Annotated in this window: 10 protein-coding genes and 1 pseudogene; 1 reads left to right on the top strand and 10 read right to left on the bottom strand. The window is 53.0% G+C overall.

The features are described from left to right. Window positions 1-85 precede the first annotated feature (85 nt). From carB to A1WG_RS24580, 10 genes and pseudogenes are all read right to left on the bottom strand, one after another. Window positions 86-3,304 carry a carbamoyl-phosphate synthase large subunit gene (carB, locus tag A1WG_RS09075; RefSeq protein WP_001126327.1) on the bottom strand — a complete coding sequence of 1,073 codons (3,219 nt, stop codon included), beginning with the start codon at window positions 3,302-3,304 and terminating at the stop codon, window positions 86-88. 17 nt (window positions 3,305-3,321) lie between these two features. Beyond that, window positions 3,322-4,470: a glutamine-hydrolyzing carbamoyl-phosphate synthase small subunit gene (carA, locus tag A1WG_RS09080; protein WP_001517722.1), complete on the bottom strand. Its 1,149-nt coding sequence runs from the start codon at window positions 4,468-4,470 to the stop codon at window positions 3,322-3,324. A gap of 456 nt (window positions 4,471-4,926) precedes the next feature. Then, window positions 4,927-5,748 (bottom strand): 4-hydroxy-tetrahydrodipicolinate reductase, encoded by an 822-nt coding sequence (dapB, locus tag A1WG_RS09085; RefSeq protein WP_000543592.1) that lies wholly within the window; start codon window positions 5,746-5,748, stop codon window positions 4,927-4,929. Window positions 5,749-5,914: 166 nt separating this feature from the next. Further along, window positions 5,915-6,829: a ribonucleoside hydrolase RihC gene (gene rihC, locus A1WG_RS09090; protein WP_001517721.1), complete on the bottom strand. Its 915-nt coding sequence runs from the start codon at window positions 6,827-6,829 to the stop codon at window positions 5,915-5,917. A gap of 65 nt (window positions 6,830-6,894) precedes the next feature. Continuing rightward, entirely contained in the window at window positions 6,895-7,845 is a 951-nt protein-coding gene (gene ispH / locus A1WG_RS09095; RefSeq protein ID WP_001517720.1) for a 4-hydroxy-3-methylbut-2-enyl diphosphate reductase, read from the bottom strand. A gap of 1 nt (window position 7,846) precedes the next feature. Continuing rightward, window positions 7,847-8,296: an FKBP-type peptidyl-prolyl cis-trans isomerase gene (gene fkpB, locus A1WG_RS09100; protein WP_000004655.1), complete on the bottom strand. Its 450-nt coding sequence runs from the start codon at window positions 8,294-8,296 to the stop codon at window positions 7,847-7,849. 107 nt (window positions 8,297-8,403) lie between these two features. After that, window positions 8,404-8,898: a signal peptidase II gene (gene lspA / locus A1WG_RS09105; RefSeq protein WP_000083379.1), complete on the bottom strand. Its 495-nt coding sequence runs from the start codon at window positions 8,896-8,898 to the stop codon at window positions 8,404-8,406. Beyond that, window positions 8,898-11,714 carry an isoleucine--tRNA ligase gene (gene ileS / locus A1WG_RS09110; protein WP_001286811.1) on the bottom strand — a complete coding sequence of 939 codons (2,817 nt, stop codon included), beginning with the start codon at window positions 11,712-11,714 and terminating at the stop codon, window positions 8,898-8,900. The genes lspA and ileS overlap by 1 nt, the downstream gene beginning before the upstream one ends. A 42-nt stretch (window positions 11,715-11,756) precedes the next feature. Further along, window positions 11,757-12,698, bottom strand: a complete 942-nt coding sequence (ribF, locus tag A1WG_RS09115) for a bifunctional riboflavin kinase/FAD synthetase (RefSeq protein ID WP_001517719.1) — start codon at window positions 12,696-12,698, stop codon at window positions 11,757-11,759. A 7-nt stretch (window positions 12,699-12,705) separates the two neighbouring features. Next, window positions 12,706-12,924 (bottom strand): annotated as a pseudogene (locus tag A1WG_RS24580) (DUF2575 domain-containing protein). A 102-nt stretch (window positions 12,925-13,026) separates the two neighbouring features. On the opposite strand from A1WG_RS24580, the gene rpsT reads away from it, so the two are divergent. After that, complete coding sequence (gene rpsT / locus A1WG_RS09120) at window positions 13,027-13,290, top strand: 30S ribosomal protein S20 (RefSeq protein ID WP_001274018.1); 264 nt, start codon at window positions 13,027-13,029, stop codon at window positions 13,288-13,290. The last annotated feature ends 50 nt before the right edge of the window (window positions 13,291-13,340 follow it).

Raw genomic sequence — 13,340 nt, 5'->3', positions numbered from 1 at the left:
TGGTAAAAAAAACGGTTCTCATCAGAGAACCGTATTAGATATTTGATCAAAATGGCGGATAAAACATATCCGCCATGACACTCCATTATTTGATCTGCGCGTGCATTTCCTGTACCGAAATCACTTTTTCGGTCGCATCGGCATTCAGCGCCATTGCGGTAGCGAAACCGCCATTCAGGGTGGTGTCGTAATGCACTTTATATTGCAGCGCACTGCGACGAATCACGCGGGAGTCTTCAATCGCGCGACGGCCTGAAGTGGTGTTGATGATATAGGTATATTCGCCATTCTTAATACGATCCTGAATGTGCGGACGACCTTCATGCACCTTGTTAACCAGACGTGGGTTGATGCCCGCTTCACCCAGCACAATCGCTGTACCGTGGGTTGCATCCAGCTCGAAGCCCTGCTTCAGCAGTTTTGCTGCCAGGTCCACTACACGCTCTTTGTCGCCTTCGCGCACGGAGAGCAGCGCACGGCCCTGTTTCTTCATCGTGGAGTTGCTGCCCAACTGTGCTTTAGCAAACGCTTCAGCGAAGGTGCGACCAACACCCATCACTTCCCCGGTAGAGCGCATTTCTGGCCCTAACAGCGGGTCAACGCCCGGGAATTTGTTGAACGGCAGTACCACTTCTTTCACCGAGTAGTACGGCGGGATAACTTCTTTAGTCACGCCCTGCTCAGCCAGCGATTTACCTGCCATCACGCGTGCCGCCACTTTCGCCAACGGAACACCGGTGGCTTTGGAGACGAACGGAACGGTACGCGCCGCACGCGGGTTAACTTCAATCAGGTAGACTTCGTTGTTTTTCACTGCAAACTGCACGTTCATCAGGCCGCGCACCTGCAATTCGAAGGCCAGTTTCTGCACCTGCTGGCGCATTACATCCTGAATTTCCTGACTTAACGTGTATGCAGGCAGAGAACACGCTGAGTCACCAGAGTGCACACCAGCCTGCTCAATATGTTCCATAATGCCGCCAATCAGCACCATTTCGCCGTCGCAGATAGCGTCCACATCGACTTCTACCGCATCATCGAGGAAGTGATCCAGCAGCACGGGGGCATCATTGGACACGCTCACCGCGGTCTGGAAGTAACGACGCAGGTCGGCTTCGTCGTAGACGATCTCCATCGCCCGACCGCCAAGAACATAAGACGGACGCACCACCAGCGGGTAACCAATCTCTTTCGCCTTCTCAACTGCCATCTCAATAGCAGTAACGGTGGCGTTCGCCGGTTGCTTCAGTTTCAGACGGTCAACCGCGTGCTGGAAGCGTTCACGGTCTTCCGCACGGTCGATGGCATCCGGACTGGTGCCAATAACCGGTACACCAGCGGCTTCCAGCGCGCGCGCCAGTTTCAGCGGGGTCTGACCGCCGTACTGGACGATAACGCCTTTCGGTTTCTCGATGCGCACAATTTCCAGCACATCTTCCAGGGTTACCGGCTCAAAATAGAGACGGTCGGAAGTGTCGTAGTCGGTGGAGACGGTTTCCGGGTTACAGTTAACCATAATGGTCTCAAAACCGTCTTCGCGTAGCGCCAGCGAGGCGTGTACGCAGCAGTAGTCAAACTCGATACCCTGGCCGATACGGTTCGGGCCGCCGCCGAGCACCATGATTTTGTCACGCGTGGACGGATTCGCTTCGCACTCATCTTCATAGGTGGAGTACATGTACGCAGTGTCAGTCGCAAATTCTGCGGCACAGGTATCAACGCGTTTGTAGACCGGGTGCAGGTTGTACTGGTCGCGCAGTTTGCGGATTTCCGCTTCGCGCACACCTGCCAGTTTAGCCAGACGCGCATCGGCAAAACCTTTGCGTTTCAACTGGCGCAGGAAGTCAGCGTTCAGGCCAGTGATACCCACTTCTGCCACTTTCTCTTCCAGACGCACCAGCTCTTCAATTTGTACCAGGAACCAGCGGTCAATGTTGGTCAGGTTAAAGACGCCGTCTACAGACAGGCCCGCACGGAAGGCATCTGCGATGTACCAGATACGCTCTGCGCCTGCGTCTTTCAGTTCACGGCGGATTTTAGTCAGGGCTTCCGGATCATCGAGGCTCACTTTCGGATCGAAACCGGTCGCGCCCACTTCCAGGCCGCGCAGGGCTTTTTGCAGCGATTCCTGCTGCGTGCGACCAATCGCCATCACTTCACCAACCGATTTCATCTGGGTGGTCAGACGGTCGTTAGCCCCGGCAAATTTCTCGAAGTTAAAGCGAGGAATTTTGGTGACCACGTAGTCAATGGACGGCTCGAAAGAGGCCGGAGTACGACCACCGGTGATGTCGTTCATCAGTTCGTCGAGGGTGTAACCGACCGCCAGTTTCGCCGCCACTTTGGCAATCGGGAAGCCAGTGGCTTTCGACGCCAGCGCCGAAGAGCGGGATACACGCGGGTTCATTTCGATAACAATCAGACGACCGTTTTTCGGGTTAACCGCAAACTGGACGTTGGAACCGCCCGTTTCAACACCGATTTCACGCAGTACCGCCATCGAGGCGTTACGCATGATTTGATATTCTTTGTCGGTCAGCGTCTGGGCTGGCGCTACGGTAATGGAGTCACCGGTGTGGATGCCCATCGCATCGAAGTTTTCGATAGAGCAGACGATGATGCAGTTGTCGTTTTTATCACGCACCACTTCCATCTCGTACTCTTTCCAGCCAATCAGCGACTCGTCAATCAGCAGCTCTTTGGTTGGGGAGAGATCCAGACCGCGAGCGCAAATTTCTTCAAACTCTTCGCGGTTATAAGCGATACCGCCACCACTACCGCCCATAGTGAAGCTGGGGCGGATGATGCACGGGAAGCCCACGTCAGCAGCAACCGCCAGTGCTTCTTCCATTGAGTGCGCGATACCGGAACGCGCGGTTTCCAGACCGATTTTCTTCATCGCCACGTCGAAACGGCGACGGTCTTCTGCTTTATCAATCGCGTCGGCGGTGGCACCAATCATGGTTACGCCGAACTCTTCCAGTACGCCCTGGCGCTCCAGTTCCAGTGCACAGTTCAGCGCTGTCTGGCCGCCCATCGTTGGCAGAACTGCATCCGGGCGCTCTTTTTCGATAATTTTGCGTACTACTTCCCAGTGAATCGGCTCAATGTAGGTCGCATCGGCCATTTCCGGATCGGTCATAATGGTCGCCGGGTTGGAGTTCACCAGAATGACGCGGTAACCCTCTTCACGCAGGGCTTTACATGCTTGCGCGCCAGAGTAGTCAAACTCACACGCCTGGCCGATAACAATCGGGCCAGCACCCAGAATCAGGATACTTTTTATATCTGTACGTTTTGGCATGGCTCTTTTACTCCTGATTACTTAGCGGTTTTACGGTACTGCTCAATTAACTCGATAAAGTGGTCGAACAACATAGCTGCGTCGTGCGGCCCCGGGCTGGCTTCAGGGTGCCCCTGGAAGCTGAATGCCGGTTTATCGGTGCGATGAATGCCCTGTAACGTACCGTCGAACAGGGATTTATGCGTCACGCGCAGATTTGCAGGTAATGTTGCTTCGTCCACCGCAAAACCGTGGTTCTGGGCGGTAATCATCACCACATTTTTCTCAATATCTTTAACCGGATGGTTGCCGCCATGATGACCAAATTTCATTTTGACCGTCTTCGCGCCACTGGCCAGCGCCAGCAACTGATGACCGAGGCAGATGCCAAATACCGGGATGTCAGTTTCGAGGAATTTCTGGATGGCGGTAATCGCGTAATCGCATGGAGCCGGGTCGCCAGGACCGTTCGAGAGGAAGATGCCGTCCGGATTCATTTTCAGCACGTCTTCAGCAGACGTTTGCGCCGGAACGATAGTCAGGCGGCAGCCTCTGTCCACCAGCATCCGCAGGATGTTGCGCTTAGCACCGAAATCGTAGGCCACCACATGGAACGGCAGCTCGTCTTCTTTTTTCGCTTCCGGCAGGCCGCCAGCCAGCGTCCAGCTCCCTTGTGTCCAGCTATAGGCTTCAGCGGTAGTCACTTCTTTTGCCAGATCCATGCCGTTCAGCCCAGGGAACGCGCGGGCTTTTTCTAACGCCAGCGCCGCATCCGGGTTATCGCCCGCGATGATGCAACCATTCTGTGCGCCTTTCTCACGCAGTAAACGCGTCAGCTTACGGGTATCGATATCGGCAATCGCCACAATGTTATGGCGTTTCAGGTAAGAAGAGAGGTCTTCGGTATTACGAAAGTTGCTGGCAATCAGCGGCAGATCGCGAATCACCAGACCTTGTGCATGTACCTGGGAGGATTCTTCATCGGCGTCATTAGTGCCGACATTACCAATATGGGGATAAGTAAGAGTAACGATTTGGCGAGAATAGGAAGGATCAGTGAGGATTTCTTGATAACCGGTCATTGAAGTATTGAAAACGACTTCCCCAACCGCCGAACCTGTTGCCCCTATGGCCCGACCGTGAAACTGGGTTCCGTCTTCCAGAACCAATAGCGCTGACTTAATCAAAACACCCTCCAGAGAATATTCACTCACTTTATTTGCATATTAATTCACAATGATGACATGAATCAATGCAAATCTGCTTACCGACGAATTTCTGGCAAACGGCGGCATTCTGGAGATATGGAAGCTAAAAGTCAACTCAATCGCGGTATTTATTATATGATTTTATGCATCACACATATTTTGATGGCATTAAGCGGCAAAAATATCATCTAACATAGTCTGGAAAACGCTTGCGCAGAGAGAAGAATGTATAAAACCAATTTCGTCAGATAAAAAGTGGACCAAACGGTCAAAATTTACATTAAAACAACAAAAACCACCAACAAAACATGATATTTTTAGCAACTCACACCAATTAATAATAAGAACAATCAAAATAAAAGGGCTAAAATTTAAAGCCCTTTATAATTATAAAGTTAGATGTGTTATTTTTGCATCAACACTAATGTTTTGTTGTTATAACGCATTGAGATTAAGCACATCTCGCATGTCAAAAAGCCCACTTTCTTTGCCATTCAGCCACAAAGCCGATCTTACCGCGCCGTTAGCAAAGGTCATGCGGCTGGAAGCCTTATGCGTGATCTCCAGACGTTCGCCAATATCGGCAAACATGGCGGTATGTTCGCCAACGATGTCGCCGGCACGGACGGTGGCAAAACCAATGGTGCCTGGCACTCGTTCACCGGTATGACCTTCACGGCTGTAAACTGCGCAATCTTTCAGATCTTTGTTCAGTGCATGGGCAATCGCCTCTCCCATCGCCAGCGCAGTGCCCGACGGCGCATCCACTTTATGCCTGTGATGTGCTTCAATAATCTCGATATCCGTGTAGTCACCCATTACCTGAGCGGCTTTCTCCAGCAGCTTAAGCATCACATTAACGCCGACACTAAAGTTGGCGGCAAAGACAATCGCAATATCCCCGGCGGCATCACGAATCGCCTGCTTGCCTGCGTCATCAAAACCCGTCGTGCCAATCACCATCCCTTTGCCATGCTGGCGACAAAATGCCAGATGGTTCAGCGTGCCTTCCGGACGGGTAAAATCAATAAATACATCAAAATCATCTTTTACCGCATCCAGACTGCTTTGTACGGTAACGCCGGTTTTTCCGGCTCCAGCCAGTTCACCGGCGTCACTGCCCAGTAAAGAAGATCCTTCACGCTCCAGCGCCGCGCCAAGCTGCACGCCCTCTAACGCCAGCGCCGCCTGAATCAACTGGCGGCCCATACGCCCACCGGCTCCCGCGATGGCAACGCGGATGTTTGCATCATGCATAGCTATTCTCTTTTGTTAATTTGCATAGACCGTTTTCAGAGTAACCAGCGCATCGCTACGCCGCCAGCCAAAAACGCCGATAATTAGAAATTAATGATAAACAGGGAGGGATATCAGTGAAAGGCATGAGTCAGTAAATGACTGCATGCCGATAATATGTGACAGGTTATGGTGCCAGGGCCAGCACCTCAGCCACCCACTGTTGGAAACCTTTCACATCCAGATCCAGCGCCACCTGTACATTGGCAGGTTTACCCAGGCAACCGTCAATATCAACGACCGTAGTGCCCGAAGTAAATTCCCCCTGAGTTTCCACCGCCACAAAACAGGGTTTGAGGGTGAACAAATCCGGACGCACCAGCCAGGCGATAGCGCAGAGATCGTGCATACGCAGACCACTTTGCATACTGCCGCTGCGATAGTGGCTAAACAGGGCGTGAAGCATTTTCCCGGTACGATTCAACTCCGGCAACGTGGCGAGATAGTCTGGGGTTAATATCGCCTGATTGGTGACATCCAGACCACACATGACAATTTCAATGTCACTACGGAAGACACATGCCGCTGCTTCCGGATCGGCTGCGATATTAAACTCGGCGTTTGGCGTACAGTTGCCGCGTCCGGCGGAACCGCCCATGATCACCAGACGGCGAATATGCGGTTTACATTCCGGGCATTGTGAAAGTAACAGCGCGATATTGGTCAACGGGCCGATAGCCACCAGAGTAACGGGTTCTGGCGCACGTATCAGAGCATCACGAATAGCCAGAAATGCCGGTTTATCCAGCGGGCTTCTGTTGTGTTCAACAAAGTCGTAGCCAGCCATTCCCGATTCGCCGTGCACAGATGCCGCATTACGCGGCGCGCGTACCAGCGGTACAGCAGCGCCCTGGGCGAGCGGAATATCCACATTCCAGAAATGCAGCAGTTGCAGGGCGTTACGCGTGGTTTTCTCAACTGAGACATTACCCGCAACGGTGGTCATCAGTTGCAGGTCGAGTTCGGGAGCAAAAATCGCGGCGGCAATGGCAACGGCATCATCGATGCCGGGATCAGTATCGAGGAAAATAGGTAATCGCATGTTTTCTCCATAAAAAATGCCGGTAACAAGACCGGCATTTTCGCATAACTTAGGCTGCTAATGACTTAATCAACTTCACGAATATCCACACGCAACTCTTTCGGCACTTCGAAAACAATGTTTTCTTCGCGGCCTTCCAGCGGAATGGCTTCGCCGCCGCCAAGCTGCTGTAAACGTGCAACCACATTCTGCACCAAAATATCCGGAGCCGATGCCCCCGCAGTCACGCCGACACATTTAACGTCTTTCACCCACTCTTCCTGGATATCTGTCGCATCATCAATCAAAAACGCGCGTTTGCCCATACGCTGTGCCAGTTCCGCCAGACGATTGGAGTTGGATGAGTTTTTCGAACCAACGACCAGTACCACTTCCGCCTGCTCTGCCAGAGCGCGTACCGCTTCCTGGCGGTTGGTGGTGGCGTAACAGATGTCATCTTTGCGCGGCCCGACAATCTTCGGAAAGCGTTTACGCAGCGCATCGATAACATCCGAAGTGTCATCCACCGACAGCGTGGTCTGGGTCATAAAGGAGAGTTTATCTTCGTCTTTGACCGTCAGTTTCCACACGTCGTCCGGTGACTCGACCAGATACATTCCCCCTTCCGGGTTACTGTACTGCCCCATCGTACCTTCCACTTCCGGGTGCCCGGCATGGCCAATGAGAATAGATTCTTCGCCACGACGGCTGGCGCGGGCGACTTCCATATGCACTTTGGTCACCAGCGGACAAGTTGCGTCGAATACCGTCAGATCGCGGCTTTTCGCTTCGTTGCGTACAGCCTGGGAAACACCGTGCGCGGAGAAAATCAGGATTGCGCCATCCGGCACTTCGCTGATCTGCTCAATAAAGATAGCGCCACGCTCGCGCAGGCTATCGACCACGTAGCGGTTATGCACCACTTCGTGGCGGACATAAATCGGTGCGCCGTAAATGGCCAGCGCGTTTTCAACAATGCTGATAGCGCGGTCTACCCCGGCACAAAAACCACGTGGGTTGGCCAACAGGATCTGCATGTTACGCCTCCAGTGCCGGATCGATTTCCAGCACTTCAATATCAAAATGAACGGTCTGCCCGGCCAGCGGATGGTTGAAATCAACGGTAATAGAGTCGCCGTTAATCTCGCGGATCACGCCAGGCATCTCACTGCCATCCATTGCGGTAAAAAGCATTATTGCGCCAATTTCTGGCTCGCCTGCATCCATAAACTCACGGCGGGAGAAGTACTGAATCAGGTCCGGTGACGGTACGCCAAACGCCGCATCAGGCTCCAGCGAGAAGGTGGTTTTATCGCCCACTTTCAGCCCCAGCAGGTGTTGCTCCAGCCCTTCGGAAAGAGAAGCGTCACCAAGGCGGAACAGCGCCGGTTTACCGTTGTTGCGGGTAGACTCAGCGGTGGTGCCATCGTCGAGTTTTAGCGTGAAGTGCACCAGGACGGCGCTATTGCTCTGTACAGATTCAGACATGCAGGTTTGCTCTTGTATTTTGAGGATGTTTGCCGGATGCGGCCTACGATTTCGCAGCAATCTGTAGGCCGGATAAGATGCGTCAGCATCGCATCCGGCAGGGTTTATTATTGTTTTTTCGCTTTCGAAGGCAAAAAACCTTCCAGCACAATCAGTGCCGCGCCGACACAGATGGCAGTATCAGCGAGGTTGAAGGTGGCGAAGTGCCAGTCGCCAACGTAGAAGTCGATCATATCGACCACAAAGCCGTGCCACAGGCGGTCGAACAGGTTGCCCAGCGCACCGCCAATAATCAGCGCGTAAGCAATGTTGTTCAGTTTCTGCGTGGCCTTCGAGCGATACATCATCACCGTCAGGATCACGCTAATACCAATTGCAATACCGGCAAAGAACCAACGCTGCCAGCCGCCGCTATCGGCAAGGAAACTAAACGCCGCGCCATAGTTACGCGCATAATGCAGATTAAGCGACGGGAACAGCGGAACCGTATCCCCCAGAGCAAAATTCTGGAGGATAAGGTATTTGCTGCCCAGATCGATAATCAGCACGACTACTACCAGCCACAACCAGCGTAGCCCTGTTGAACAGATCGATTGACTCATCAGGCAAACTTACGTTTTTCACCGTCACCGGCGACGTTGCTGACACAGCGGCCGCAGATTTCTGCATGCTCCGCCACCTTGCCGACATCCTGGGTGTAGTGCCAGCAGCGTGGGCACTTCTCACCTTCGGCTTTACTCAACGCGACTTTCAGCCCTTTGAGTACTTCGCTCTGCTGAGCATCAGCAGGTGCGTTGTTATAGTCTGCAACGGTAGCGCCGGAGGTCAACAGGACAAATCGTAATTCATCGCCCAACGCGTTCAGTTTCGCTGCCAGTTCCGGTTCTGCGTACAAGGTTACTGCCGCTTCCAGCGAGCCACCCACTTTCTTGTCAGCACGCGCTTGCTCAATGACTTTGTTCACTTCGCCACGCACTTGCAGCAACTCGTCCCAGAACGCATCGTTCATCGCTTCGCTGTCAGCCAGACCAAACAGACCTTCGTACCACTCACCGGTAAAGACGTATTTTTCACGTTCGCCCGGCAGGTAACCCCACACTTCATCCGCGGTGAAGGAGAGGATCGGTGCCATCCAGCGAACCAGCGCTTCTGCGATGTGATACAGCGCAGTCTGGCAGCTACGACGCGCCACGCTATCTGCTTTGGCGGTGTACTGACGGTCTTTGATGATGTCGAGGTAGAAAGAGCCCATCTCAACGGAGCAGAAGCGCATCAGACGCTGTACCACTTCGTGGAAATCGTATGCTTCGTAAGCCTTGATGATGTCTTCCTGAGCCGCTTTCGCACAACCCACGGCCCATCTGTCCAGTACCACCATCTCTTCCGGTTTCACCATATCTTTTGCCGGATCGAAACCATTGAGGTTTGCCAGCAGGAAGCGTGCTGTGTTACGGATACGACGATAGCTGTCAGCAGCACGTTTCAGGATCTCGTCAGAAACGGCCATTTCGCCGGTGTAGTCAGTTGATGCCACCCACAGACGCAGAATATCCGCGCCAAGTTTGTTCATCACATCCTGCGGCGAAACGGTGTTGCCGATGGATTTAGACATCTTGCGACCCTGACCATCCACGGTAAAGCCGTGAGTCAGTACCTGACGATATGGCGCTTTGCCTTTCATCGCAGTGGAGATCATCAGGGAAGACATGAACCAGCCACGGTGTTGGTCAGAACCTTCCAGATACATGTCCGCAGCGTGACCGGCAAATTCCGGACGCACGTCAACAACGGAAGAGTGCGTAGATCCGGAGTCAAACCATACGTCCAGCGTATCCGGCACTTTCACGTACTGGTCAGCGTCGTCACCGAGGATCTCTTTTGCATCGAGATCCCACCACGCCTGGATGCCGTCAACTTCAACGCGTTTTGCCACTTCTTCCATCAGTTCAAGGGTACGCGGATGCAGCTCTTCAGTGTCTTTGTGCACGAACAGTGACATCGGTACGCCCCAGGTACGCTGACGGGAGATACACCAGTCAGGACGGTTAGCGACCATCGACTCAATACGCGCCTGGCCCCAGTCCGGGATCCACTGCACGCCTTTGATCTCTTTCAGTGACTGCGCACGCAGACCTTTCTGATCCATGCTGACGAACCACTGTGGCGTCGCACGGAAGATGATTGGGGTTTTGTGACGCCAGCAGCACGGATAACTGTGCTGCAGCTTCTCAACATGCAGCAGCGCGCCTTTTTCCTGCAACAGTGCAACGACAATATCGTTCGCTTTGAAGACGTTCACACCGTCTAACGTCGGGTAAGTTCCCGGCAGATAAGTACCGTCCGGGCCAACCGGGTTAGCGGTTTCCAGACCGTATTTCTGACCGATAACATAGTCGTCAGGGCCGTGGCCAGGCGCGGTGTGAACAGCACCAGTACCGGCATCCAGCGTGACGTGATCGCCAAGAATTGCCGGAACATCGAAGCCCATAAACGGATGGGTAAAGCGCAGCAGTTCCAGCTCCGCACCTTTCACCGTGCCGAGGATGGTGTATTCGGTAACGCCGATACGCTGCATCACACTTTCAACCAAATCTTTCGCAAGGATCACGGCCTGACCGTCGATCTGCACCAGCGCATAGTCGAAATCCGGTGCAATAGAGATTGCGCGGTTCGCAGGCAGGGTCCACGGCGTTGTGGTCCAGATAACCAGAGAGATCGGACCATTAACGTCAGAAACGCCAAATTTCGCTTTCAGCGCATCCTGATCGGCGGCGTGGAACGCGACGTCGATGGACGGGGAGGTTTTGTCGTAATACTCAACTTCCGCTTCCGCCAGCGCGGAACGACAGTCTACGCACCAGTGCACCGGTTTAGCACCTTTGTGCAGATGGCCGTTGCCGATAATTTTGCCCAGCGCACGGATGATGTTGGCTTCGGTTTTGAAGTCCATAGTCAGGTACGGATGTGACCAGTCGCCCAGCACCCCCAGACGGATAAAGTCTTTGCGCTGACCATCAACCTGGGTCGCTGCATATTCGCGACACTTGGCGCGAAACTCGGCTGCGGTGAATTTCTCACCCGGCTTACCGAACTCTTGCTCTACTTTCAGCTCGATCGGCAGACCGTGACAGTCCCAACCAGGCACATACGGCGAGTCATATCCAGAAAGCCCTTTGGACTTGATGATTATGTCTTTCAGAATCTTGTTAACCGAGTGACCAATATGAATGCTGCCATTCGCATAAGGAGGGCCATCATGCAGAATGAAGGTTTTTTTGCCTTTTTTAGCCGCACGGATGATGCCGTACAGATCATCATCAGTCCAACGCGCCAGCATTCCCGGTTCGCGCTTGGCGAGGTCGCCACGCATCGGGAACCCTGTTTCCGGCAAATTCAGGGTTGATTTATAGTCACTCATCAGATTCTCGGTTCCGTATTTCGGTTTGATTACATAACAGGCTTAAGCCGGTTTTGTTAGCCCAAAAAATTCGCGGGCGGTTAATTCATCACGCGCAATCTGCGCTTTCAGTTCGTCCAGCGACGCAAATCGCTGCTCACTGCGTATTTTTTTACGCAGCACTACTTGTATATGGCGACCGTAAAGGTCCATTGCAACATCCAGAACATGCACTTCCAGTTGCTGGCGAATGCCTGCTACCGTTGGGCGCGTGCCGATGTTCGCGACGCCAGGCAACGGTTTTTCACCGAGGCCCAGCACTTCCACCGCATAAACCCCTTTCACCGGGGAAACCTGACGACGCAGCGGTACATTCGCCGTCGGGAAACCAATAGTGCGCCCTAACTCATCACCGTGGACAACACGCCCGGAGATGGCAAACGGGTGCCCCAGTAAACTTTCAGCCAGAGCCAGGTTGTCATCCGCCAGGGCCTGACGCACGGCAGTACTACTGATACGCACGCCACCTTCACAGAAAGTTTGCGTACTGGTGATGTCGAAGCCGTATTCTGCGCCAGCTTTCTGTAATAACAAGAAATCGCCTTCACGACCAGCGCCAAAGCGGAAATCATCACCCACAGCAAGAAATTTTACCCGCAACTGCTTCACCAGTAGTTCGCTGATAAAATTTTGCGCCGTCAGCGCCGCAAAGCGCCTGTCAAAACGCACGCACAGCACGTAATCTACGCCACACTCGGCAAGATAACGCAGTTTTTCCCGCAGCCGGGTCAGGCGTGCCGGGGCTTTGTCGGTGGCAAACAGTTCCAGTGGTTGAGGCTCAAAAATCATCACCATCACCGGTAAGTTGCGCCTGCGCCCTTCTTCCTGCAAGCCCTGCAACAGCGCGCGATGACCGCGATGCACGCCGTCGAAATTACCAATAGTCAGCACACACCCTTCTTGCGGGGCCTGGCTGAGATTATGTATGCCGCGTATCAGCTTCATGTCTGGCTCAAAACAGTGAAAATCGTCCGAGTATACCTTGTACAGCGGTCAAGGTTAACCGGCGATTGAGTACTGAAATTAGAAAGAAGTGGCTTTTCATTGCCATGGCGCAAATCACGGTAAGAAACTAACGACCTGCTGCAATTTTTCTCGCGGAAAAGCTGTATTCACACCCTGCAAGCTGGTAGAATCCTGCGCCATCACTACGCAACGAGCGCTGCCATATTAACGGCGCTTATTTGCACAAATCCATTGACAAAAGAAGGCTAAAAGGGCATATTCCTCGGCCTTTGAATTGTCCATATAGAACACATTTGGGAGTTGGACCTTGGCTAATATCAAATCAGCTAAGAAGCGCGCCATTCAGTCTGAAAAGGCTCGTAAGCACAACGCAAGCCGTCGCTCTATGATGCGTACTTTCATCAAGAAAGTATACGCAGCTATCGAAGCTGGCGACAAAGCTGCTGCACTGAAAGCATTTAACGAAATGCAACCGATCGTGGACCGTCAGGCTGCTAAAGGTCTGATCCACAAAAACAAAGCTGCACGTCATAAGGCTAACCTGGCTGCACAGATCAACAAACTGGCTTAATCGCCTTTTGTTGTCAGCTTTGTAAAAAAACCCGCGCAAGCGGGTTTTTT

The organism is Escherichia sp. KTE96 (assembly GCF_000408525.1).
GTDB lineage: Bacteria > Pseudomonadota > Gammaproteobacteria > Enterobacterales > Enterobacteriaceae > Escherichia > Escherichia marmotae.
The sequence above is the reverse complement of the archived record's forward strand: the minus strand, read 5'-3'. Positions and strand labels throughout refer to the sequence as shown.

Coding starts and splice junctions, on each gene's coding strand:
- ribF (WP_001517719.1), bottom strand. CDS start 12,698: ATGAAGCTGATACGCGGCATACATAATCTCAGCCAGGCCCCGCAAGAA.
- fkpB (WP_000004655.1), bottom strand. CDS start 8,296: ATGTCTGAATCTGTACAGAGCAATAGCGCCGTCCTGGTGCACTTCACG.
- lspA (WP_000083379.1), bottom strand. CDS start 8,898: ATGAGTCAATCGATCTGTTCAACAGGGCTACGCTGGTTGTGGCTGGTA.
- rihC (WP_001517721.1), bottom strand. CDS start 6,829: ATGCGATTACCTATTTTCCTCGATACTGATCCCGGCATCGATGATGCC.
- dapB (WP_000543592.1), bottom strand. CDS start 5,748: ATGCATGATGCAAACATCCGCGTTGCCATCGCGGGAGCCGGTGGGCGT.
- carB (WP_001126327.1), bottom strand. CDS start 3,304: ATGCCAAAACGTACAGATATAAAAAGTATCCTGATTCTGGGTGCTGGC.
- ileS (WP_001286811.1), bottom strand. CDS start 11,714: ATGAGTGACTATAAATCAACCCTGAATTTGCCGGAAACAGGGTTCCCG.
- ispH (WP_001517720.1), bottom strand. CDS start 7,845: ATGCAGATCCTGTTGGCCAACCCACGTGGTTTTTGTGCCGGGGTAGAC.